The sequence below is a fragment of the Streptomyces sp. genome, assembly GCF_036566765.1.
Taxonomy (GTDB): Bacteria; Actinomycetota; Actinomycetes; order Streptomycetales; family Streptomycetaceae; genus Streptomyces.
In genome coordinates this window covers 21,898-44,964 of sequence record NZ_DATCVQ010000447.1, presented here as the reverse complement: position 1 = coordinate 44,964, position 23,067 = coordinate 21,898, and the positions used below count along the sequence as shown (strand labels likewise).

The window sequence follows — 23,067 nt, the reverse complement described above, 5'->3', positions numbered from 1 at the left end:
CGGCGTCGTAGTGGTCGAGGCGGGGGAAGCCGCCGTCGTACAGGTCGCCGGTGAAGACATACGTCGCGCCCGGGTTGTGGGCCGCGTAGCCGCCGGTCGCGAAGAAATGCGGGCTGCCCTGGATCTCCGGGCCCTGCGCCTCGTGCCACTGCTCGTACACCTCGCGCCGGCCGGCGCCGCGGGCGAGCGCCGCCTCCAGTGCGGCGGCGTCGACGTCCGGGCAGTCCGCGGCGATGTCGAGGATCACGGAGTGGACGGCTATGCAGCGGTGCTCGGTGTAGAACGCCCGGCGCAGCGCCGCGTCGAGCTGGTCGGAGCCGCGCAGCCCGCCGACCTCGGGGGCCTTGGCGGCCTGGACGGCCTCCATCGCGGGCAGCACGGTCGAGGGGTACTCCCAGGCGGGCGCGTTCCACAGCCGCCAGCCGAGTTCGGGGCGGTGCGCGCCGAGCATGACGACCTCGGCGTCGACGATGTGCTTGGGCGTGGGCTGGCGGTTGAAGAGCTCCAGCGGGAAGGCCCGGTGGTCGATCAGGAGGTCCTGGCCCCGTTCGACCGCGGCCGCGCGCAGCGTGTGCAGGGCGAGCGAGGCCCAGGGGCAGCCGAGGTCCGACCAGGCGATGACGACGTCGGGGTATCCCCTGCTCGTGGGGGTCCCCCCTGCTCGAGCGAAGCCGAGAGCTTGGGGGAGGAGCCGAGAGCTTGGGGAAGGGTTCGCGTCTCGTGCGGGTGTCATGGGGGCGAGGGTGAGCGTCCTCGGGCGGTCCGTCCAGGGGCGGCGGCACAGTTCGTCACCATGGCGCGAGCTTTCCGGATAAGTTTCCGTTTAGCTCCGGAGTCGTGCACCATGGAGATGCGCGCACAGTCGTGCGGGCACCTCCTGGGGCGGGACGGAGTCAGCTGTGCAGTTCGGAATATTCAGCGTCGGGGACAGGACCACCGACCCGACGAACGGCGCCACGCCGGGCGAGCACGAGCGCATCAAGGCGATGGTGGCGATCGCGGTCAAGGCGGAGGAGGTCGGCTTCGACGTCTTCGCGACCGGCGAGCACCACAACCCGCCGTTCGTGCCCTCCTCGCCGACCACGCTGCTCGGCCATATCGCGGCCCGCACCGAGAACCTCATCCTGTCCACGTCCACGACGCTGATCACCACCAACGACCCGGTGAAGATCGCCGAGGACTACGCGACGCTGCAGCACCTCGCGGACGGGCGCGTGGACCTGATGATGGGCCGTGGCAACACCGGCCCGGTCTATCCCTGGTTCGGGCAGGACATCCGGCAGGGCATCCCGCTCGCCGTGGAGAACTACGCGCTGCTGCACCGGCTGTGGCGGGAGGACGTGGTCGACTGGGAGGGCCGCTTCCGCACGGCCCTGCAGGGCTTCACCGCCACGCCGCGCCCGCTGGACGGAGTGCCGCCGTTCGTCTGGCACGGCTCGATCCGCTCCCCGGAGATCGCCGAGCAGGCCGCCTACTACGGCGACGGGTTCTTCGCGAACCACATCTTCTGGCCCAAGGAGCACACGGCCCGGATGGTCGACCTGTACCGGCGCCGGTACGCGCACTACGGGCACGGCACGCCCGAGCAGGCGATCGTGGGTCTCGGCGGCCATGTGTTCGTGCGGCGCAACTCGCAGGACGCGGTACGGGAGTTCAGGCCGTACTTCGACAACGCGCCGGTCTACGGGCACGGGCCGTCCCTGGAGGAGTACATGCGCGAGACGCCGATGACGGTCGGCTCGCCGCAGCAGATCATCGACCGGACACTGTCCTTCCGGGACTATGTCGGCGACTACCAGCGTCAGTTGTACCTGGTGGACAGCGGCGGACTGCCGCTGAAGACGGTCCTGGAGCAGCTGGACCTGCTCGGGGAGGAGGTGCTTCCGGTGCTCCGCAAGGAGATGGCGGCGCTGAAGCCGGCGGGCGTCCCGGACGGGCCGACGCACGCGGCCCGGGTGGAGAAGAAGCGGAACGAGGAGACAGCAGGGGCGGCGCCCGGCCTGGGGCATTAACCGGGCGCCGGCCCCTTGCTGCCTCGTACAACGATCGTGCGACCGGCCCGGAAGCCGGTCAAAGACGGCGGGCGGAATCTGTCACATGCCGCCCGCCGCTGTCACACCGGTGTGGTCGGACCACACCTCCCGGTGGTCCGACCACACGTGCGAGCACCATCACTATGACGGGAATGCGAACGGCAGAAGCCGGCGGTTCCACCCCGGTGGTCCGGCCACCATCGGACCGCCGAGACGGGTGCCGGGTCCACCTCGTGCCACGCGCCGCGAACGGCGACGGTGGAGGGGCAGCTTGAGGGAGCTGCCCAACCTTGGCAGGAGAGTCGTGAGTGTTGTGAGCACCCCCGTCGCACCCCCCCAGACGACCGTTCCCCGCCCGTCGGGACTGCTTCCCCGAGGACCCCGTCCCGAAGGAACCTCCCCCTCCCCCCGGCGCGCCGCCCGGACCGCGCCGGCGACCGCTGTGCCGAAGTTCGGCGACCCGGTGGCCGACGACGTCTTCGACGACCTGTGTGCCGCGCTCTTCACCTCGTTCCCGCGCCGGGACCAGAAGCTGAAGGCCGAGCAGTACTTACGAGGTCTGCTGACCGCGCAGGGCCGCAAGTCGATCCGGAACATCGCCGCCCAGTTCGGCGGCCCCGCCGCGGAGCAGAGCCTGCACCACTTCATCTCCAGCTCGACCTGGGACTGGCGGCCGATGCGGGCCGCGCTCGCCGGGTTCCTGGAGCGCAGCAGCTGCCCGCAGGCGTGGGTGGTGCGCTCCATGCCGATCCCGAAGGCCGGGGAGCACTCGGTGGGCGTGGACCGCAGCTTCGATCCGGAGCGCGGCCAGGTCTTCCGGGGCCAGCAGGCGTTCGGCGTGTGGTTCGCGGCCGAGGACCTGAGCGTCCCGGTCAACTGGCGGCTGTTCCTGCCGGATCCGTGGGTGAAGGACCGTACCCGGCGGGACCGGGCGGAGGTCCCGGCCGGCGCCGGCGAGGAGACGCTGGAGGAGTGCGGGGTCGCCGCGGCGCTCGAAGTGGCCCGGTGGAAGGGCGTCACCCGCAAGCCGGTGCTGATCGACATCCGCGGCGGCGCGGGGCGCGGGGCGCTGACCCGGCTCTCGGCCGCCGGGCTGCCGGTGGTCGCCCGGATCGGCGCGACCTGCCGGCTGCTGGTCGCGGACCGGGCGCTGCCCGGCTTCGGGGCGGGCCCGCTGCCCGCGCAGCAGATCCTGGAGTCGCTGAAGGCGCTGCGCCGGCCGGTGAGCTGGCTGGACATCGCCGGCGCCGGCCGCACCTCGCGGACCTCGCTGGCGACGGCGGTCCGGGTCGCGATGCCGGGCGCGGTCGGCGAGCGGCCCCGGGCGATGCTGCTTGTGGGCGAGTGGGACGATCCGCGCCGTCCGCTGACCCGGATCTGGCTCACCGACCTGACCGGCCTGCCGGTCGGGCAGGTGCTGCGGCTGACCAAGCTGACCCGGCGGGTGGAGCGCGACTTCACGCACGTCGGCGAGGGCGCGGGGCTGCGGGACTTCGTGGGCCGCTCGTTCCGCGGCTGGAACCGGCACATCACGCTCGCCTCGGCGGCGCACGCGGTGGGCGTGCTCGCGAGCGACTGGGGCGAGGCGTACCGCCCGGCGGTCCGCAGGACCGGCTGATCTGCGGCCGTACGCGGGAACCGGCTGATCTGCGGCCGTACGCAGGCCACGGCCGACCGACCGCCGTACGCGGGACCCTGCCGACCGACCGCCGTACGCAGGCCACGGCCGACCGACCGGCCTTCCGCGGCGCGCCTGCTCTCAGGGCGTGCCGCGGTCCGCTGCCGCGCCGGAGGCGGGGGCGCCGCGCTGTGCGACGAGGACGTCGCGGGTGCGCTGCAGGCGCAGGGCCAGCTGGACCTCCAGGACCCGGCCGGGCTTCTGCCAGTCCGCGCCGAGGAGTTCGCCGATCCGGTCGAGCCGGCGGGAGACCGTGTTCGGGTGGACGTGCAGCTCCTCGGCCGCGTTGGTGGGGCTGCCGCCCGAGGCGAAGTACGCCTCCAGGGTGCGGGTGAGGTCGGTGAACCGCTCGGCGTCGTAGTCGAGGACCGGGCCGATCGCGGACTCGATGAAGCCGTCCACGTCGTGGTCGTCGGAGAGCAGCAGCCCCAGGAAGCCCAGGTCCTGCACGGAGGCGGCCGAGCCGACCCCGTTCAGCGCCGTCAGCGCGTCCAGGCAGCGCATCGCCTCCAGGTACATCCGCGCCACCCCGTCCGGGTTCCGGGCGGGCCCCGCCGCGCCCACCGACACCGGGTGGCCGAGCAGCGGCGTCAGCTCCCCCGACACGGCGCGCGCGGCGGCCGAGGCGTCGAGGCCGGGCAGCAGCAGCACGACGCAGCCGCCGTGCACCGTCTTGAGCCCGGACATGCGGTACGCGTACGAGGACGCCCAGACCACCGCGCGGCCCTGCTCGCCGCCCTCGGGCCGGGCCACCACCAGGACGTGCGGCGTGCTCAGGTCGATGCCGAGCCGGCGCGCGCGCTGCATGATCTGCTGCGGCGAGTGCTGCGGCTCGCCGAGCAGGTCGTCGAGCAGCTCGTCGCGCACCGGGCCCTCGGCGACGGCGGTGGAGCGGCGCATCAGGAGCAGGAACGCGACGGACTGCGCGGACAGTTCGAGCAGCCGCTCGTCCTCCTCGGTCAGCCCGGTCGTGGTCCGTATGACGAGCACCCCGAGGTCCTCGGAGCCGGCGATGATCGGGGCCACCCAGGTGTTCTGCCCGGTGACCACGGGTCTGCGGCCGGCGTGGGCGTCCAGCGACGCCTTCGCCACGGCCTCCTCGTCCAGGTCGGGCAGCTCGCCGCCGGAGGCCAGCGCGCGGCCGCCAGGGTCGCGGATCAGCACCGTGCCGTCGAGCGCGTCGCCCGCGGCCTTGGCCACGTTGCACAGATCCCCGCCGGACAGCACCAGGTTCATGATGCGGCTGTGCGCCTCGCTGACGTGCCGCATCCGGGTCAGGCTGGTCCGGGCGCGGGAGCTGTCCAGTTCGAGCTCGGTGACCTCGGCGCGGGTCTGGTCGAGCAGGCCCGCCTTCACGATGGCGACGGCGGCCAGGTCGGCGAGCGAGCACATCAGGCCGATCTCGTCGGGCGTGTAGTGCCGCACCTGGCGGTCCGCGCCGTACAGCGCGCCGACGGACGAGTCCCCGTTGCGCAGCGGGACCGCCATGATGGCGCGCAGCCCCTCCGCCCGGACCACCTCGTCGACCTCGTCGGAGTGCCGGAAGCGGTCGTCGGCGAGGTAGTCCGCGGACCAGGCGGGCGCGCCCGCGGCGTGGGCGGCGCCGCCGATCCCCCGGTCGTCGGACAGCCGCATCCCGGAGAGCAGCGAGGTGGTGGCGCCCTCGGAGGTGCGGATGTGCGAGACGCCGCCGGGGGCGCGCAGACTCACGTACGCCATGTCGAAGTTGAGCAGGCCGCGGGCGCGCCGGGTGATCACCCGCATCAGCCCGTCCACGTCGTACGGGAACGTCAGGTCCCTGGCCGTGTCGACGAGCGCGGCGAGGCCGGCCTCGCGCTGCTCGCGGCGGCTGGAGGAGGAGGTGATGCCGCGGGCGAGGCCGACGGCCCGCTCCATCCGGTACAGCGCGCCCTCGGACGCGCCCGAGCGGCGGGCCCGGAGCAGCAGGTCCTCGAACTCGCCCGACGGGGCCTGGCGGGCCAGCAGTTCGAGCACGGCCATGAGACCCGCCTCCTCGGCGCCGTGATCCGCCCCGTCCCTGTACACGCCCTGCCCCCACTGTCCGCCCCGTACGGGAACCACCCGGCCCCCGGCTCCCGAGGGCCCAACGATCGGCCCGACCCCTGTGTTCCCCGCCGACCCGCCCCCGACCGGCCTCCGAGCGGCCTCCGAGCGGCCTCGCGCCCGAAGGCATCGCTCCGCTTCGATCAATTTCGATCGGGTCCGCGGAATCTGTCACATGGCCCTGGACGGATCGGATTCAGCCCCTAGGGTGACTGCGTGAAAACGGCGTTGACCGATGTGAATCCACAAGATCCGGCCATGGCCGAGGACATCGCCCCATTGATACGGACATTGCGTCCGGCACTGGGCGCTTCGGCGTTCCGCGAGTTCGCCGAAGAAGCCCATGGCCAGGGCCTCGTCTTCACCGCCGCATATGCCCCGGACGGCCGTTGCGTCGGCGTCGCCACCCATCGGATTCTGGCCACCAGCCGGGGCCGGATGCTCTTCGTCGACGACCTCGTCATCGCGCCGCACGCCAGGTCGGCGGGGGTGGGCGGGCAGTTGCTCGGCGCGCTGCGGGACCGCGCCCGGCGGGCCGGCTGCACCGCCGTCGAACTCGACACCGGCACCGCGAACCACGGCGCGCAGCGCTTCTACCACGCCCGACGGATGCGGATCACGGCCCTTCACTTCGCCCTCGACCTGACGGACGACTTGACCGACCCTGAATCCCCTCATTGACCGTTCACCGGGCTCTTCACGAGGATTTCGACACCGAGGAGAACCATCACCCGCAGGCCCGCACATTCATTACCCGTTCTCCACCCACGAATTCACACGACGAAAGCGCGGGGAGTCCCTATGAGCAGCGGTCACGCGGAAGTCTGCATCGTCGGTGCGGGCCCTCGTGGTCTGTCCGTCCTGGAGCGGCTGTGCGCCAACGAGCGCGTCGCCCCCAGCCACGCCGGCCTGGTCGTCCACATCGTCGACCCGGCCGCCCCGGGCGCCGGCGCCGTCTGGCGGCCCGAGCAGTCCCGGCACCTTCTGATGAACACGGTCGCCTCCCAGGTCACCGTCTTCACCGACGACAGCGCGCAGATCCACGGCCCGATCGAACCCGGCCCGAGCCTGTACGAGTGGGCCCAGGAGCTCGCCGTCCTGTCCGACGCGGGCGCGTCCACCGAGGGGTACGACGCCGCCACCCTCGAGGAGGCCCGCCGGCTCGGCCCCGACTCGTACCCGACGCGCGCCTTCTACGGCCGCTATCTGCACGACTGCTTCCAGCGGGTGGTGGCCCGCGCGCCGGGCCACGTCACGGTGCGGGTGCACCGCTCCCGCGCGGTCGCGATGGCCGACACGCACGGCGTGCCCGGCGGCCCGCAGGGCATCCGCCTGGAGGACGGCACCCGGCTCAACCACCTGGACGGCCTGGTCCTCGCGCAGGGCCACGTGCCGGCCAGGCTCACCGCCCGCGAGGCGCGCACGGCGAGCCTGGCGCGGATCCACAACCTGCGGTACATCACCCCGGCCAACCCGGCCGATCTGGACCTGAGCGGCATCGAGCCGGGCGCGCACGTGCTGCTGCGCGGCCTGGGCCTCAACTTCTTCGACCACATGGCGCTGTTCACGGCCGGCCGCGGCGGCGTCTTCGAGCGCCGCGGCGACCGGCTGGTGTATCTGCCGTCCGGCCGGGAGCCGAAGCTGTTCGCGTCCTCGCGGCGCGGCGTGCCGTACCACGCGCGCGGCGAGAACCAGAAGGGCGCGTACGGGCGTTATCTGCCCAAGCTGCTCACGCCGGAGTTCATCGCCGGGCTGCGCGCCCGGTCGGTGGACGGCGACCGGGTCAACTTCGGCCAGGATCTGTGGCCGTTGATCTCCCGCGAGGTGGAGAGCGTCTACTACGGCACGCTTCTGGAGTCCCTGGACCGCGGCGACGAGCGGGAGGCGTTCACCGAGCGGTATCTGGCCACCGCCGACGACGCCGAACGCAGCGCCCTGGTGAGCAAGTTCGGCATATCCGAGCCGGACCGCTGGGACTGGGAGCGGCTCTCCCGCCCCTACGGGGAGCGGGAGTTCGCCTCCCGCGACGAGTTCCGCGGCTGGCTCCTGCGCCATCTGGAGCGGGACGTCGCCGACGCCCAGGCCGGGAACGTCCAGGGCCCGCTCAAGGCCGCCCTCGACGTGCTGCGCGACCTGCGCAACGAGGTCCGGCTCGCGGTCGACCACGGCGGCCTGGAGGGCAACTCGCACCGGGACGACCTGGAGGGCTGGTACACGCCGCTCAACGGCTTCCTGTCGATCGGCCCGCCGGCCTCCCGCATCGAGGAGATGATCGCGCTGATCGAGGCGGGCGTGCTGGAGGTCACCGGGCCCGGCACGCAGATCCGGCTGGACGCCGGCGCCCCGTCCTTCGTGGCCTCCTCCGACACGGTGCCGGGCCCGCCGGTCCGGGCGAGCGTGCTGATCGAGGCGCGGCTGCCGGAGCCGGACCTGCGGCGCACCGACGACCCGCTGATGCTGCACCTGCTCAACACCGACCAGGCGGCGCCGTACCGGATCACCGGTTCCTGCGGGACGAGCTACGAGACCGGCGGCCTGGCGGTGACGGAGCGGCCGTACCGGATCGTCGACGGCCGCGGCCGGCCGCACCCGCGCCGGTTCGCGTACGGCGTGCCGACCGAGTCCGTGCACTGGGTCACCGCGGCCGGCATCCGGCCGGGCGTGGACTCGGTGACGCTCAGCGACTCGGACGCGATCGCGCGGGCGCTGGTCGCGCTGCCTCCGGCGGCGCAGGTGCCGGCCGGGGTACGGCCGGTGGGCGAGGCCGAGCAGAGCGAGCTCGCGGGCGTGATCGTGTGAACGGGCGCCCGACCCGGCCGTACGACGACGAGGGGCTGCTGTCCCCGGTGCGGGCCGGCGTCCCGGTCGAGGCGGCGGTCGGCGACCCCGCGTGGCTGCAGGCCATGCTGGACGCCGAGACGGCGCTGGTACGGGCGCAGGCCCGGCTCGGCACGGTGCCCGAGGCCGCGGCGCGGACCATCGGCGCGGCGGCCCGCGCGGACCGGCTGGACGTCCGGGCCCTGGCGCTGGCCGCCCGGGAGACCGCGAACCCGGTGGTCGGCCTGGTGCGGGCGCTGACGCGGCTGGTCGCCGAGGAGGACCCGGAGGCGGCGGAGTACGTCCACCGGGGCTCGACCAGCCAGGACATCCTCGACACCGGCGCGATGCTGGTGGCGGTCCGCGCGCTGCGGCTGATCCGCGCGGACCTGGCCCGCGCGGCGGCGGCCCTGGCCTCGCTGGCCCGCCGCCACCGCGACACCCCGCTGGCCGGCCGCACGCTGACCCTGCACGCGGTCCCGACCACGTTCGGCCTGAAGGCGGCCGGCTGGCACCGCCTCCTCCTGGACGCGGACACCCGCCTGGGGCGCGTCCAGGAGTCCCTGCCGACGTCCCTCGGGGGCGCGGCGGGGACGCTGGCGGGGTACGTGGAGTACGCGCGGCTGGCGGCGGAGGCGGGCGGCGAGGGGCGGCTCGCCGGAGCGGCCGCTTCGGGCACGGAGCCGCGGGCCGACGCGGAGCCGGTGCTCGCCGCGGAGGGCGGCGGCGACGCGGGCGGCTTCGACACCGAAACGTACCTGCGCCGCCTCGGCGCCGCGTTCGCGGAAGAGACCGGGCTCGTGGAAGCCGTGTTGCCGTGGCACGCGCTGCGGACGCCGGTCGCCGATCTCGCGGGGGCGCTGGCGTTCGCCGCCGGGGCGCTCGGGAAGTTCGCGGTCGACGTGCAGTCGCTGGCCCGGACCGAGGTCGGCGAGGTCGCCGAGCCGGGCGGGGCGGCCGGGCGCGGCGCGTCCTCGGCGATGCCGCACAAGCGGAACCCGGTGCTCGCCACCCTGATCCGCAGCGCCGCGCTCCAAGTCCCCGCACTATCGGGCGCGTTGACGCAGTGTCTGGTCACCGAGGACGAGCGGTCCGCGGGCGTCTGGCACGCGGAGTGGCAGCTCCTTCGCGAGTGCCTGCGGCTGACCGGCGGGGCGGCGCACACCGCGGTCGAGCTGGCCGAGGGCCTGGAGGTCCGGGAGGAGCGGATGCGGGCCAACCTCGCACTGACCGGCAGTCAGGTCGTCTCCGAGCGGATCGCCGCCGTGCTCGCGCCGCGGCTCGGCAAGGTCGCGGCGAAGGACCTGCTGACCCGCGCCTCCGTGGCCGCGGACCGGGACGGCCGGCCGCTGCCGGAGGTCCTCGCCGACGCCCCGGAGCTGTCCGGCGTGATGTCGGCCGAGGAGCTGGCCGGGCTGTGCGACCCGGCCGGCTACACCGGGGCCGCAGGGCCGCTCGTCGACCGCTCCGTAAAGGGCGAGCGGTGAGCGCCGCCGGCCGCCGGGGGCGGTGGATCGAGGACTGGGACCCCGAGAACGAGACGTTCTGGGAGTCCCGGGGCCGCCGCGTCGCCCGCCGCAACCTCGCCCTTTCCATCGCCTCCGAGCACATCGGCTTCTCCGTATGGAGCCTGTGGTCGGTCCTGGTGCTGTTCCTCTCCCCCGACATCGGCTTCGCCTTCACCCCGGGCGAGAAGTTCCTGCTCGTCGTCACCCCGACGCTCGTCGGCGCGGTGCTGCGGCTCCCGTACAGCCACGCCGTCGCCAAGTTCGGCGGCCGGAACTGGACGGTGTTCGCCACGGCGGTGCTGCTCGTGCCGACGTCGGCGGCCGCGTACTTCGTGCAGCGCCCCGGCACCCCGCTGTGGGTGTTCCTGCTGATCGGCGCGCTCGGCGGAGTCGGCGGCGGCAACTTCGCCTCGTCGATGACCAACATCACCGCGTTCTACCCGCAGCGGTACCAGGGCTGGGCACTCGGCCTGAACGCCGGCGGCGGCAATCTCGGCGTCGCCGTCGTCCAGCTGCTCGGGCTGCTGGTGATCGCGACGGCCGGCGACGCCCACCCGGCGTACGTCGCAGCGGTCTACCTGCCGCTGATCGTGCTGGTCTCGCTGCTCGCAGCGCTGAAGATGGACAACGTGACCGCGGTGCGGCGCGCGGGCGGCGGAATCGCCGAGGCGGTCCGGCACCCGCACACCTGGTGGATCTCGGTGCTGTACATCGGCACCTTCGGCTCGTTCATCGGGTACGGCTTCGCCTTCGGCCTGGTGCTGCAGACCCAGTTCGGCTCGACACCCCTCGAAGCCGCCTCGTACACCTTCCTCGGGCCGCTGCTCGGCTCCCTCGCCCGGCCGTTCGGCGGGCGGGCCGCGGACCGCTGGGGCGGCGCGCCGGTCACCGCGGTGACGTTCGCAGCGATGACGGCCGGCACGGGCGTCCTGCTCTTCGCCTCCCGGCTCGACTCGTTCCCGCTGTTCGTGGCCGGGTTCACGGTGCTGTTCGTGCTCACCGGGCTCGGGAACGGGTCCACGTACAAGATGATCCCGGCGGTCTTCGCCGACCGGGCCGGCCAGAAGGTCACCGACGGCGCGGACGCGGCCGACGCGTTCGCCCGCGCGCGGCGGCTGTCCGGCGCCGTCATCGGCATCGCGGGCGCGGTGGGCGCGCTCGGCGGGGTCGCGGTGAACCTCGCGTTCCGGGCCGCGTACGGGGCGGAGGGCGGCAGCGGCACCCCGGCATTCCTGAGCTTCATCGGCTTCTACGCGGTGTGCGTGGTGCTGACGTGGGCGGTCTATCTGCGGCCCGCTCGGAGCGGGGCGGACGGGGTGCGGCCGCTGCGGAGCTCGGGGGTCACCCGTGTCTGACGGGCTCATACCCGGCACGGTGCGCACGCACTGCCCGTACTGCGCGCTGCAGTGCGGGACGGAGCTGCGCAGCGAGGACGGCTCCGTCTCCGTCGCACCGTCGGACTTCCCGGTGAACCGGGGCGGTCTGTGCCAGAAGGGCTGGACCGCGCCGGAGGTGCTGTCCGTACGGGACCGGCTGCGCACCCCGCTGGTGCGCGGCGCGGACGGCGCGCTTCACCCGGCCGGCTGGGACGAGGCGCTCGACCTGGTCGCCGGGCGGCTGCGGGAGATCCGGCGGGAGTCCGGGCCGGACGCCGTCGCCGTGTTCGGCGGCGGCGGGCTGACGAACGAGAAGGCGTATCTGCTGGGGAAGTTCGCCCGGCTGGCGCTCGGCACCAGCCGGATCGACTACAACGGCCGGTTCTGCATGTCGTCGGCGGCGGCCGCGTCGAACGCGGCGTTCGGGATCGACCGGGGCCTGCCGTTCCCGGTGACCGATCTCGGCGCGGCGGACGTGGTGCTGCTCGCCGGGGCGAACCCGGCCGAGACGATGCCGCCGCTGATGCGGCACCTCGACGGACCCGCGCTGATCGTGGCCGACCCGCGCCGCACGCCGACCGCGGCGCGGGCGAAGCTGCATCTGCGCACCGCCCCCGGCACGGACCTCGCGCTGGCGCTCGGGCTGCTGCACACGGCGGTCCTGGAGGGCCTGGTCGACGAGGCGTACGTGGCGGAGCGGACACGGGGCTTCGAGGAGGCCCGGCGCCGCGCGCTGGCGTGGTCGCCGGAGCGGACGGAACGGGTGACGGGCGTGCCGGCCGCCGCGCTGCGCGAGGCGGTCGGGCTGCTGGCCGGCGCGGACCGGGCGTACATCCTGACCGGGCGGGGCGCGGAGCAGCACAGCAAGGGCACGGACACGGTGGCGGCGTTCGTCAACCTGGCGCTGGCGCTCGGCCTGCCGGGCCGGGAGGGCGGCGGGTACGGCTGCCTGACCGGGCAGGGCAACGGGCAAGGCGGCCGCGAACTGGGCCAGAAGGCCGACCAGTTGCCCGGCTACCGGTCGATCACCGACCCTGCGGCGCGGGAGAAAGTGGCCGCGGTGTGGGGCGTACCGGAGTCGGCGCTGCCCGGGGCGGGCCCGAGCGCGTACGAGCTCCTGGACTCGCTGGGCCGCGACGGCGGCCCGCGCGCGCTCTTCGTCGCCGGCTCGAACCCGGTGGTCTCCGCGCCGCGCGCCGGCTCGGTGACGGAGCGCCTGGCGGCCCTTGATCTGCTGGTCGTAGCGGACTTCGTCCCCTCCGAGACCGCCCGCATGGCGCATGTGGTCCTCCCGGTCACCCAGTGGGCGGAGGAGGAGGGCACCCTCACCAACCTGGAGGGCCGCGTACTGCGCCGCCGCGCCCTGCTGCCCCCGCCGCCGGGCGTGCGCACGGACTTGGAGGTCCTGCACGGCCTGGCGGTCCGCCTGGGCGAACCGGCGGACCGCTACCCGACGGACCCGCGCGCGGTCTTCGAGGAGATCCGGCGGGCGACTTCGGGGGCGCGGGCGGATTATGCGGGGGTCACGTACGAGAGGCTGGATGCGGGGGAGGCGTTGTACTGGCCTTGCCCGGGGGACGGGGGCGGGGACGGACGAGGTCGGGCGCCCCACCCCGGCACCCCGCGGATGTTCCTCGAACGGTTCGCTCATGCCGATGGGCGGGCGCGGTTCGCGGCGGTGGAGTATCGGGAGGCGGCGGAACGGACCTCCGCCGCCTATCCGTTGCTCGGCAGCACCGGGCGGGTGCTCGCGCACTATCAGTCCGGGGCGCAGACCCGGCGGGTGGCGGCGCTCGACGCGGTGGAGCCGGAGGCGTTCGTGGAGGTCCATCCGGACACGGCGCGGCAGGCCGGGCTCACCGAGGGCGAGCCGGCGCGGGTCTCCTCGGCCCGGGGCTCGGTTCTGGCGCGGGTGCGGCTGGTGGCGGACATGCGGACGGACACCGTGTTCCTGCCGTTCCACTTCCCGGGCGACGGACGCGCCAACCTGCTCACCAACCCGGCGCTCGACCCGACCAGCGGCATGCCGGAGTTCAAGGTGAGCGCGGTGCGGATCGAGCCGGAGCCCGCGCGATGACCGGGCGGATCGTGGTCGTCGGCAACGGGCTCGCCGCGCACCGGCTCACCGAGCGCCTCGCCGCGTTCGGGTACGCGGGCTCGGTGACCGTGCTCGGCGCGGAGCCGCGTCCCGCGTACCAGCGTCCGCTGCTGCCCTGGGTGCTGGCGGGCAGCCTGCCGGCCGAGGCGCTCGACCTGCCCGCGCCGCCCGGCGGCGTGACGGTCCGCACCGGCGTACGGGTCACCGGCGCAGACCGGGCGGCCCGTACGGTGACCTGCGCCGACGGCACGGTGGAGCCGTACGACACGCTCGTCCTGGCGACCGGGGCGCGGCATGGACTCACCGGCGACGTGCGGCCCGCGCGCGGCCGGGTCGCCGTCGTCGGCGGGGGCGTCCTGGGCGTGGAGACGGCGGCGGCGCTGCGGCGACGCGGCCATGAGGTGCTGCTCGCGCACGCCGGGCCGTACCCGATGCACCGCGTGCTCGACGCGGTTGCGGGCGAGCGGGTCGCCGCGTACCTGACCGGCCTGGGCGTCGAACTGCGTTGCGGCGTACGGGGCGAGGCGGACGACTCGCTCGGGGCGGACACGGTGGTGCGGTGCACGGGCGCGGTTCCCGACACCGCGGTGGCCCGCGCGGCCGGACTGCCGGTCCGCCGAGGCGTGGTCGTCGACGACCGGCTGTGTACGGCCGACCCGGCGATCCACGCGATCGGCGCGTGCGTGGACGGCGGGGACGGCCTGCTGGCCACGGGGCGGGCGCAGGCGGACCACCTGGCCGCGTTGCTGACCGGTCGCACGACGGCCGCGTACGCTCCCCCGCCGTCGATCCTGCGCCCCCGGCTGCAGGGGCTGGACGTGGCGGTGATGGGCCGCCCGGGCGAGGAGCCCGACGAGGCAGTGACGTTCGCCGACCCGAGCGGCGGCCGGCACGCCCGCCTGGAGCTGACCGGCGGGCGAGTACGGCACGCGGTGCTGGTCGGCCTCCCGGAGGCCATCGCGACGGTGGGCCAGCTGTACGACCAGTCCCGCCCGGTCCCCGGCGACCGCCTGCCCCTCCTCCTGGGCGCCGCTCCGACGTCCGACGACGCCCCGGAATCCTGGCCCGACGCCCACGTCCTGTGCCACTGCAACAACGTCACCAAGGCCGACATCGCCCAAGCCTGGCGCAGGGGCGCCCGCACCCCCGATTCCCTGACGACGGCCACCCGCGCGACCACGGGCTGCGGCGGCTGCACGACCGCCCTCCGCAGCCTGTGCACGGCGTTGGCGCGAAGCAAGGACGGCGACGAACGGCAGCCGGGCCCCGGACCCGGGCTCACAGCCGCCGCACATCGCGGTGAGGCCAGGCGCGCCGTCACCCCCCTCCCCCTCCCGGAGGTCGTGCGATGAGTCGGACGCTGGTCGTCGTCGGGCACGGCATGACCGGGCATCGGCTGCTCACCGAGCTTCACCGGCTCGGGGGCGGTGGGGTGTGGGACGTCGTCGTCCTCGGGGAGGAGGCGCGGGGGGCCTACGACCGGATCAAGTTGTCGTCCGTGCTGGTCGGGGGGTCGCCGGACGCGCTGGCGCTCGCCTCGCCCGCGCGCCGCGTCGAGCTGCGGCTCGGGGTGGGCGTGGCCGGGATCGACCGGGAGGCCGGGGCCGTGCTGTGCGAGGACGGGACGAAGCAGCCGTACGACGCGCTCGTCCTGGCCACCGGCTCGCGGCCGTTCGTGCCGCCGTTCCCCGGACACGCGCTGCCCTGCTGCTTCCCGTACCGCACCGTCGAGGACGTCGCCGCGATCCGCGCCGCCGTCCGCCCCGGCCGCCCCGCGGTCGTCGTCGGCGGCGGCCTGCTCGGCCTGGAGGCGGCCGACGCCCTGGCTCGCCTCGGCATGCACCCGCACGTCGTGGAGCCGGGCCCCGGCCCGATGCCGCTCCAGCTCGACGCGGCCGGCGGCGAGCGCCTCGCCGCCCTCCTGCACGAGCGGGGCGTCACCACGCACTGCGGCACCGGCATCGCCGCCGTCGCGGACGGCGGGCGGACGGCCCTCTCCGACGGCGCCGAGATCGACGCCGCCCTCGTGGTCGTCGCCGCCGGCGTCCGCCCGCGGGACGAACTCGCCGAGCCCGCCGGCCTCCCCCGCGGCGAACGCGGCGGGTTCCTCGTCGACGAGCGGCTGCGCACGACCGACGAGCGGATCTGGGCCGTCGGCGACTGCGCGGCGGTCGCGGGCCGCTGCCACGGCCTCGTCGCGCCGGGCTACCGCATGGCGGAGTCCGTCGCCCGCCAACTGCTCGGCCTGGCGCCCGAGCCGTTCGCCGACACCCCCGTCCCCACCCGCCTGAAGCTGCCCGGCGTCGAGGCGCACAGCTTCGGGGACGTGCACGCCCGCGCCCCCGGGGCCATGGAGTTCGCCGAGTCCGTCCGTACGGAACGCCGCTACCGGAAGCTGGTCCTCGCGCCGGACGGGCGTACCGTCCTCGGCCGGGTGGACGTCGGCCCCACGCGGCGGTGACGTCCGCCTACGGACCGGTCCTTGGCCGATCCTTGGTCGCCACGCGGCACCATCGCGCGCGGGAGGGGCATATGAGCGAAGCACCACCGCGGCCGCCCGCGCCCGAACGCCGGGCCGTGTCCGCCGCCGAACTGCGCCGGCACTGGCTGCCCGCCGTGGACCGGCTCCCCGCCGTCCCGGCCGCCCACCGCCGCCCGGACGTCGGGGTCCGGGGAGCGGCCCGCATCCTCGGGATCGACGAGGCGACGGTACGGCTGCTGGTCGCGGCGGGCCTGCCCGCGACGGAGGCCGGGGGGCTGGGCGCCTGGCCGCGGGACGGCGGCGATGCGGGCGCCTGCGCGGACGATTGCGTGTGGCGCGCCGGGACGGGCAGCGGCACGGACGACCGTACGCGGCACGGCAGTTCCGGCGGCGACGTGGAGACCCGTACGCATCACGACCCTCCGGATCACCACGGCGCGAACGCCGGCGCCCTCGACCGCCACACCCCTTACGCCGCCTCCCCCGACGGCCCCCTCATGGACCGCTACGACCTCATCAACCTCGGCCTGCTCGCCGGAACCGGGCGGTCCGGGCCCGAGGCCGCCGAGTGGCGGTGGGCCGGGCAGGCGGGCGGGGAGCCGGGCGGCTGGATCGCGCCGCGGGCGTTGCGGCTGGCGCTGTCCACGGACTGTTCGGTGCGGTGTGCGGGGCCCGCGCCGGCCGCGCCGCCGGTGACGTCGATCGCCTCCGGGACGACCACCGTGCGGCGGTGGCGGACGCTGGAGCCGGGCGGGCGGGTGCTGGTGGACGTGACGTTGCGCGGGCGGTCGCGGCGGGTGCGGTCGCGGGACGCGCGGGAGGTGTTCGACGAGCTGCACGCGGGGCTGGCCGGCGGGCGGTACCGGTACGCGCGGCTGCCGGCCGCGCTGGCCGCCGATCCGGAGCAGGCCCTGGCCGCAGGCGTCGTCGACGCGGTGACCGCCGCCCTGGTGATGGCCGCGCAGGCCCGGGCCGCGGGCCTGGAGGCCCGGATCCGCAGCGGCTTCCTGCTGGGCCCGGGCGACACCTCGCGCCGCAGCGCGGCGCTGCGGCACACCTGGGCGGAGATCCGGGAGGCGGGCCACTGGCTGCCGCTGGACCCGGTCCAGGCGTACCGGGCCGCCCGGCACCCCGCCGCGCACCCGGACTTCACGGACTTCTGCCGCGGCTCCCGCCCGAACTGGCTGCTGCCCTGGGCGTACGGGACCCACGCCGCCCCCGCCCCACACCTCTGTCCCGACGGCGGCCGCGCGGTGACCTCCTGCCGTCAGCTCCCCCCGCAGCACGGCGACTTCTGACCTGCCTACACCGGCGCGTCCGGGCTCCAGGCCAGCGACGGGGACTCCGCGAGCACCGCCTGGTGCAGCCGGCGCAGCCGCCAGGACGGCTCGACGCCCAGCCGGGTCGCGAGCGTGCGGCGCAGCCGCTCGTACGCCGCGAGGGCGGTCGTGCGCTGCCCGGCGCGGTGCGCGGCGAGCATCAGCTGCGCGCCGAACGCCTCGTGCAGCGGGTGCGCGGCGAGCAGGCCCTTCAGCTCGCCGATCAGGCAGTGGTGGCGGCCCAGCATCAGTTCCGCCTCGATGCGCAACTCGACCGTGTCCAGGCGCAGTTCGTCGAGATAGCAGGTGCGCGCGGCGAGCAGCGGCCCGGCCTCGACGTCCGCGAACGCCGCCGGACCCCGCCACAGCGCCAGCGCCTCGCGCAGGGTGTCGGCGGCCGCTGCGGCGTCGTGCCGGGCGAACGCGGCCCGGGCCCGGGCGAGGAGCCGCTCGAAGTCCCGCAGGTCGAGGCGTGCCCCGTCGAGCCGCAGCAGATAGCCGTAGCCGTCGGGGCACGTGCTGATCCGGGGCAATCGGCGGCGGAGTTCGTACACGTACGTCTGGACGGTCTTGCGGGCGAGCCGGGGCGGGTCCTGCGGCCACAGTTCGTCGATGAACGCCGTCATCGGCGTGGGCCGGTCGGCGTGCAGGAGCAGCACCGAGAGGACGCGCCGGGCCATCCGCGCGGACGGCGCGCGTTCCACGCCGTCCACGCGGACCGTGAGCGGCCCGAGCACGCCGATCTCCGGTCGTCCGCGGGACTCGGCCCGCGGGTCGGTCATACGGCGGCGACCCCTTGCCCCGCGAGCGGCGCGCCCGCCGAACCCACGGCGCCCGCCCCGGCGATGTCCGGCGCCGGCCGGCCCGACACCAGCCCGCCCAGCAACGACCCCACGATCCGCGGCCCGTTCTGCGTGAGCACCGACTCGGCGTGGAACTGCATGGACGCGAAGCGCTCGGCGCGCAGCGCGTGCACCTCGCCGGTGAGCGGGTCGCGGCTGACCTCGATCCGGCCGGCACTGGGGCTGTGCAGGCAGTCCGCCTCGCTGCGCGCCGCGAACGTGTTGTAGAAGCCCACCCGTTCGCGCCTGCCGAAGAGGTCGATCTCCGTCTGCACGCCCTGGTTGGGCACGTCCCGGCGGGCCAGCTCCAGGCCGAGCTGGAGCGAGAGGACCTGGTGGCTGAGGCAGACCGCGAGGAACGGCCGCCGCTCCTCGAGGAGCGTCCCGACGGCCTCCCGCAGATGCTCGATCTTGGGGTGGCCGATCTCGCGCGGGTCGCCGGGCCCCGGGCCCATCACCACCAGGTCGTGGCCGTCGAAGGAGTACGGCTCGTCGAACCGCCGGACCTCCACCTCCGGCCCCATCGCCCGGATCTGACGGGCGATCATGGACGTGAAGGTGTCCTCGGCGTCCACGACGAGGATCCGCTTCCCGGCGAGCACCGGGTCGGGCCGGCCGCGCGCCCCGTCGTCGGCCAGCCAGAAGCCGGCGAGCCCGGTGTTCCGCTCGGCCAGCGCGGCCCGCACCCGGGGGTGCCCGCGGAACCGGCCCGCGCCCTCGTCGGGGGTGAGCGCGGCGATCAGGGACGCGGCCTTGGCACGGGTCTCGGCGACCTCGGAGAGCGGGTCGGAGTGGCGCACCAGCGTCGCGCCGACGCCGATCCGCACCCGCCCGCCTCCGTCGATCTCCGCGGTCCGGATGAGGATCGCGGAGTCCATCGCGTGCCCGCCGTCCGCGTCGCGGCCGATCAGGGCGGCGACCCCGCTGTAGTAGCCGCGGCCCTCCGGCTCGTACGCGGCGATGACCCGGCAGGCGCTCTCCAGCGGCGAGCCGGTCACGGTGGGCGCGAAGAGCGTCTCGCGCAGGATCTCGCGCGGGTCGCGGGCGGTCCGGCCCTCGATGAAGTACTCGGTGTGCGCGAGCCGGGCCATCTCCTTGAGGTACGGGCCCACCACACGGCCGCCGGACTCGCAGATCCGGCCCATCATCTTGAGTTCCTCGTCGACGACCATGTACAGCTCGTCGGCCTCCTTGCGGTCGGCGAGGAAGTCGAGGACGCCGGTCAGGGTGGGGCCGGTCGGCGGGTAGCGGTACGTGCCGCTGATCGGGTTCATCACGGCCGTGCCGGCGTCGAGGCTGACATGCCGCTCGGGGGACGCGCCGACGAAGGTGCGGTCGCCGGTGTGGACGAGGAAGGTCCAGTACGCCCCGGCCTCCCGCTCCAGGAGCCGGCGGAAGAAGGCCAGCGCGCAGGGCAGCCCGTAGTCGGTGATCTCGGCGGTGAAGGAGCGCCGGACGACGAAGTTGGCGCCCACGCCGGTGCCGATCTCCTCGGCGATGATCCGCCGGACGGTGTCGGCGTACGCCTCGTCCGAGGTGTCGGTGCCGAAGCCGCCGCCGGCGAGCCGGATCGGCACGTCGGGCACGGCGCGCAGCACGGCGTCCAGCGACACGGTCTCCTGCTCGGCCACGGTCATGGCGAGCAGCGGCGCGCCGTCGTCGGCGCAGGCGAAGCCGCGTTCGGCGATCTGCCGGTACGGGACGACGACGAGGACGTCGTGCCGGGGGCCGTCGGCGGCGTCCGGCAGCGGGATGTCGGCGAGGGCGGCCGGCGTGGCGACCGGGCCGGTCAGCAGGTCGAGGGCGTCGGGCCCGGTGGCGCTCTCCGGTCGGTGCAGCAGAGCGAAGGGCGGGGCGTCGGCGCCGAGGACGCGGGCGAGCAGTTCCTGGCCGGCGGTCATGCGAGCACCTGCTCGGTCGTGGTGACGACGGCGCAGCGACGGGCCGCGTAGTCGACGGCCTGCCAGTGGTCGGCCTCCGTGAAGTCGCCGAGCGCGTCGGCGACCAGGAAGGTCTCGATGTCGTTGGTGAACGCCTCGACGGCGCTGGCGAGGACGCCCACGTGCGCGTACACGCCGCAGATGATCAGCTGGTCGCGGTTGTGGAACCGCATCCGCTCCAGCAGGTCGGTGCGGAAGAAGGCGCTGTAGCGCCACTTGGTGAGCAGCCAGTCCCCGTCGGCGGGGGCCAGCGGCTCGACGACCTCGCGGTCGGCGGGGGCGGCCTTCATGCCGGGCCCCCAGAAGTCGGCGAGCAGGCCGCGCTCTTCGCTCGACATGCTGCCGGGCTGCGCGGTGTACGCGACGGGGACGCCGCGCGCGGCGCACCGGTCCCGCAGCAGGGCCGAGTTGGCGACGATCCGGTCGCGCAGCGGGGTCGGGAAGGGGGCGAGGAAGTAACGCTGCATGTCGTGGACGAGCAGCACCGCGCGGTCCGGGTCGACGGACCATTTCGGGGTGGCGGGCGGCAGGGCGCCGGCCGTCGGCAGGGGGTAGGCCTCAATGGGCGGTATGCCGGTGGCCATGACCGTCCTCTCGTGACACGTGACTGGGGTTCGGTGGGGCGCGGGAAGCGACGCGCGGACGCCCGGACGCCCGGGCGCGCAGACCGCGGTCAGGCGACGCCCGCGGGCGACGCGCTCAGGCGCCGAGCGACGCGCCGCCGTCGACGGTGAGGTCGTGCAGCGTGATGTGGGCGGCCTGCTCCGACAGCAGGAACAGCACCGCGGCGGCGACGTCCGTGGGAAGCGCGAGCTTGCCGAGCGGGATGCCCACCCGGAACGCGTCGGGGCGGCCCTCGATGGTGCCCTTCGGCCCGGACTCGTCGTGCCACATGGAGCTGAGCATCGGGGTGTCGGTGGAGCCGGGGGCGACCAGGTTGCAGCGGATGCCGTACTGGGCGACCTCCAGGCCCAGCGACTTGGTGAACATCGTCGCGGCGGCCTTGGACGCGGCGTACGCGGCCATGTCGCTGCGCGGGGTCGCGGCGGCGTTGGAGGCGACGGTGACGATCGCGCCGGAGCCGCGCGGGATCATCCGGTCGACGACGGCGCGGGAGACCTGGAAGACGCCGGTGGCGTTGACGGCGAAGGTGGCGGCCCAGTCCTCGTCGCTGAAGGTGCGGACGGGGCCGAGGCGCAGCACGCCGGCGGCGTTCACCAGGTGGTCGATGGGGCCGAGGCGCCGCTCGACCTCGTCGACGGCGGCGGCGACCTGTGCGGAGTCGGTGACGTCGGCGGGGAACGCCTCGACGTTCAGGCCGTCGAGGACGAGCGCGGCGACCCTCGGCTTGAGGGCGGCCTCGTCGCGGTCGACGGCAGCGACGGCGGCGCCGCGCTCGGCGAGCGCGCGCACCACGGCGGCGCCGATGCCGCCGGCGGCGCCGGTGACGAGGGCGGTCTTGCCGCGCAGGGACTGCTCCATGGTCGTGGCCTCCTTCGAGTGGACGGTGCGGCGGTTCACGCGTGCCAGGCCGAGACGACGGAGACGGCCTGGCCGGGGTTGAGCCGGGGGTCGCAGAAGCTGGTGTAGCGCTCGCCGCAGGCGACGGCGTGCTGCTCCTCGTGGACGCATTCGGTGACGTCGTCCGGGGTGGTCTCCAGGTGCAGGCCGCCGGCCACGCCGCCGCCGGCGAGGACGGCGCGCCGGAACTCGGCGATCTCGCGCTCGACGACGGTGGTCAGGCGGGTCTTGAGGCCGCCGGGCGCGGTGACGGTGTTGCCGTGCATGGGGTCGCTGAGCCAGGAGACGGGGTGTCCGGCGGCGCGTACGGCGGCGACGAGCGGCGGCAGTTTGGCGGCGACGTTGTCGGCGCCCATGCGGGCGATGAGGGTGAGCCGGCCGGGGTCGCGTTCCGGGTCGAGCCGGTCGCACAGGGCGAGCAGCTCGTCGGTGGTCATGCTGGGGCCGACCTTGCAGGCGACCGGGTTGGCGACCTCGGCGAGCAGGGCGACGTGCGCGCCGTCGACCTGGCGGGTGCGCTCGCCGATCCACGGGAAGTGGGTGGAGGCGAGGAACAGCCGGCCGTCGTCGTCGCGGCGGAGCATGGGGACCTCGTAGTCGAGGAGCAGGGCCTCGTGGCTGGTCCACACCGGCGGGTCGATGGCGGGGATGTTGGCGGGCCGGCGCCAGCCGAGGTGGCGGATGACGTCGTCGGCGGCCATGTAGCCGGTGAGCAGCCGCAGCGGGTCGGGCCGCCGGCTCTCCGGGTCGGCGGCCGGGCCGTTGACCATGTGGCCGCGGTAGACGGGCAGTTGGACGCCGTCGACCAGCTCGGTGGGCTTGGAGCGGGGCTTGGCGAACTGACCGGCGATGCGGCCGATCCGGATCACCGGCGTGCGGGCGCCCATCTTCATCGCGCCGGCCAGCAGGTCCAGGACGGCGGCCTTGCGGGCGACGTGCGCGGCGGTGGACTCGTCGGGGTCCTCGGCGCAGTCGCCGGCCTGGACGATCACGGCCTCGCCGGCGGCCACCCGCGCGAGATGGGAGTGCAGGGTGCGGATGTCGCGGGGGGTGACGAGCGGCGGGCGGGCGGCGAGTTCCTCGCGTACCCGCTCCACCTGCGAGGCGTCCTCCCACGCGGGCTGTTGCAGGGCCGGCCGACGGCGGATGTCGAGCAGCGTGTTGTCCACGGTGGTCTCCTAGGGAAACAGGGGAGGCGGTGGAACGGGCGTCGATGTCGAAGCGTCGGGGCTGCGGCGCGGGGAAGAATGGCCCGCCGGCCGCGGCGGCCCGCCCGAGCGCGGGCGCCTCCCCGGAATTCCTCCGGGATCATCCGACGCGGCAGGCCGTCCGGACAAAGAAGCGGTTCGGACTAAGTCAAGTAGCCCGAGGGGGTCGAATGCGGACCTA

The 23,067-nt window shown here is 74.9% G+C and carries 17 protein-coding genes; 10 read left to right on the top strand and 7 right to left on the bottom strand.

Translation table 11 applies throughout. The features are described 5' to 3' along the window. Positions 1–733 (bottom strand): DsbA family oxidoreductase (locus tag VIU94_RS26585; RefSeq protein WP_331914835.1); only part of this gene is annotated, 733 nt, incomplete at its 3' end. A 166-nt stretch (positions 734–899) separates the two neighbouring features. Between VIU94_RS26585 and VIU94_RS26580 the strand changes: the two genes are divergently transcribed. Further along, a complete protein-coding gene (locus VIU94_RS26580; RefSeq protein ID WP_331914834.1) occupies positions 900–2,012 on the top strand; it encodes an LLM class flavin-dependent oxidoreductase in 1,113 nt (370 codons plus the stop codon). A gap of 463 nt (positions 2,013–2,475) precedes the next feature. Next, positions 2,476–3,651 carry an IS701 family transposase gene (locus VIU94_RS26575; protein ID WP_331914833.1) on the top strand — a complete coding sequence of 392 codons (1,176 nt, stop codon included), beginning with the start codon at positions 2,476–2,478 and terminating at the stop codon, positions 3,649–3,651. 141 nt (positions 3,652–3,792) lie between these two features. Here the strand turns inward: VIU94_RS26575 and VIU94_RS26570 are convergent, their stop codons facing one another. Then, entirely contained in the window at positions 3,793–5,712 is a 1,920-nt protein-coding gene (locus tag VIU94_RS26570; RefSeq protein WP_331914832.1) for a helix-turn-helix domain-containing protein, read from the bottom strand. A gap of 321 nt (positions 5,713–6,033) precedes the next feature. On the opposite strand from VIU94_RS26570, the gene VIU94_RS26565 reads away from it, so the two are divergent. The 8 genes from VIU94_RS26565 (at position 6,034) to VIU94_RS26530 (ending at position 17,354) form a co-directional block, all read left to right on the top strand. Continuing rightward, a complete protein-coding gene (locus VIU94_RS26565; RefSeq protein ID WP_331914831.1) occupies positions 6,034–6,456 on the top strand; it encodes a GNAT family N-acetyltransferase in 423 nt (140 codons plus the stop codon). 120 nt (positions 6,457–6,576) lie between these two features. Further along, a complete protein-coding gene (locus VIU94_RS26560) occupies positions 6,577–8,574 on the top strand; it encodes an FAD/NAD(P)-binding protein (protein ID WP_331914830.1) in 1,998 nt (665 codons plus the stop codon). After that, the gene (locus tag VIU94_RS26555) at positions 8,571–10,079 is read left to right on the top strand and encodes a lyase family protein (RefSeq protein ID WP_331914828.1); all 1,509 of its coding nucleotides are present in this window, start codon (positions 8,571–8,573) and stop codon (positions 10,077–10,079) included. Before VIU94_RS26560 ends, VIU94_RS26555 begins: the two co-directional genes overlap by 4 nt. Continuing rightward, the gene (locus tag VIU94_RS26550) at positions 10,076–11,455 is read left to right on the top strand and encodes an MFS transporter (RefSeq protein WP_331914826.1); all 1,380 of its coding nucleotides are present in this window, start codon (positions 10,076–10,078) and stop codon (positions 11,453–11,455) included. Before VIU94_RS26555 ends, VIU94_RS26550 begins: the two co-directional genes overlap by 4 nt. Continuing rightward, on the top strand, positions 11,448–13,553 hold the full coding sequence (locus tag VIU94_RS26545) for a molybdopterin oxidoreductase family protein (protein ID WP_331914824.1): 2,106 nt from the start codon (positions 11,448–11,450) through the stop codon (positions 13,551–13,553). The genes VIU94_RS26550 and VIU94_RS26545 overlap by 8 nt, the downstream gene beginning before the upstream one ends. After that, a complete protein-coding gene (locus tag VIU94_RS26540) occupies positions 13,550–14,926 on the top strand; it encodes an FAD-dependent oxidoreductase (protein ID WP_331914822.1) in 1,377 nt (458 codons plus the stop codon). Before VIU94_RS26545 ends, VIU94_RS26540 begins: the two co-directional genes overlap by 4 nt. Beyond that, entirely contained in the window at positions 14,923–16,035 is a 1,113-nt protein-coding gene (locus VIU94_RS26535; RefSeq protein WP_331914820.1) for an NAD(P)/FAD-dependent oxidoreductase, read from the top strand. The genes VIU94_RS26540 and VIU94_RS26535 overlap by 4 nt, the downstream gene beginning before the upstream one ends. Before the next feature lie 71 nt (positions 16,036–16,106). After that, positions 16,107–17,354, top strand: a complete 1,248-nt coding sequence (locus VIU94_RS26530; protein WP_331914818.1) for a transglutaminase-like domain-containing protein — start codon at positions 16,107–16,109, stop codon at positions 17,352–17,354. Between the two features lie 5 nt (positions 17,355–17,359). Here the strand turns inward: VIU94_RS26530 and VIU94_RS26525 are convergent, their stop codons facing one another. The 5 genes from VIU94_RS26525 to VIU94_RS26505 form a co-directional block, all read right to left on the bottom strand. Then, complete coding sequence (locus VIU94_RS26525; RefSeq protein WP_331914816.1) at positions 17,360–18,157, bottom strand: AfsR/SARP family transcriptional regulator; 798 nt, start codon at positions 18,155–18,157, stop codon at positions 17,360–17,362. Further along, positions 18,154–20,118 carry an anthranilate synthase family protein gene (locus VIU94_RS26520; protein ID WP_331914814.1) on the bottom strand — a complete coding sequence of 655 codons (1,965 nt, stop codon included), beginning with the start codon at positions 20,116–20,118 and terminating at the stop codon, positions 18,154–18,156. Before VIU94_RS26520 ends, VIU94_RS26525 begins: the two co-directional genes overlap by 4 nt. After that, entirely contained in the window at positions 20,115–20,741 is a 627-nt protein-coding gene (locus VIU94_RS26515; protein WP_331914812.1) for an isochorismatase family protein, read from the bottom strand. Before VIU94_RS26515 ends, VIU94_RS26520 begins: the two co-directional genes overlap by 4 nt. Positions 20,742–20,856: 115 nt before the next feature. Next, positions 20,857–21,627 (bottom strand): 2,3-dihydro-2,3-dihydroxybenzoate dehydrogenase, encoded by a 771-nt coding sequence (locus tag VIU94_RS26510; RefSeq protein ID WP_331914837.1) that lies wholly within the window; start codon positions 21,625–21,627, stop codon positions 20,857–20,859. Positions 21,628–21,674: 47 nt separating this feature from the next. Then, entirely contained in the window at positions 21,675–22,847 is a 1,173-nt protein-coding gene (locus VIU94_RS26505; protein ID WP_331914810.1) for a 3-deoxy-7-phosphoheptulonate synthase, read from the bottom strand. Positions 22,848–23,067 lie beyond the last annotated feature (220 nt).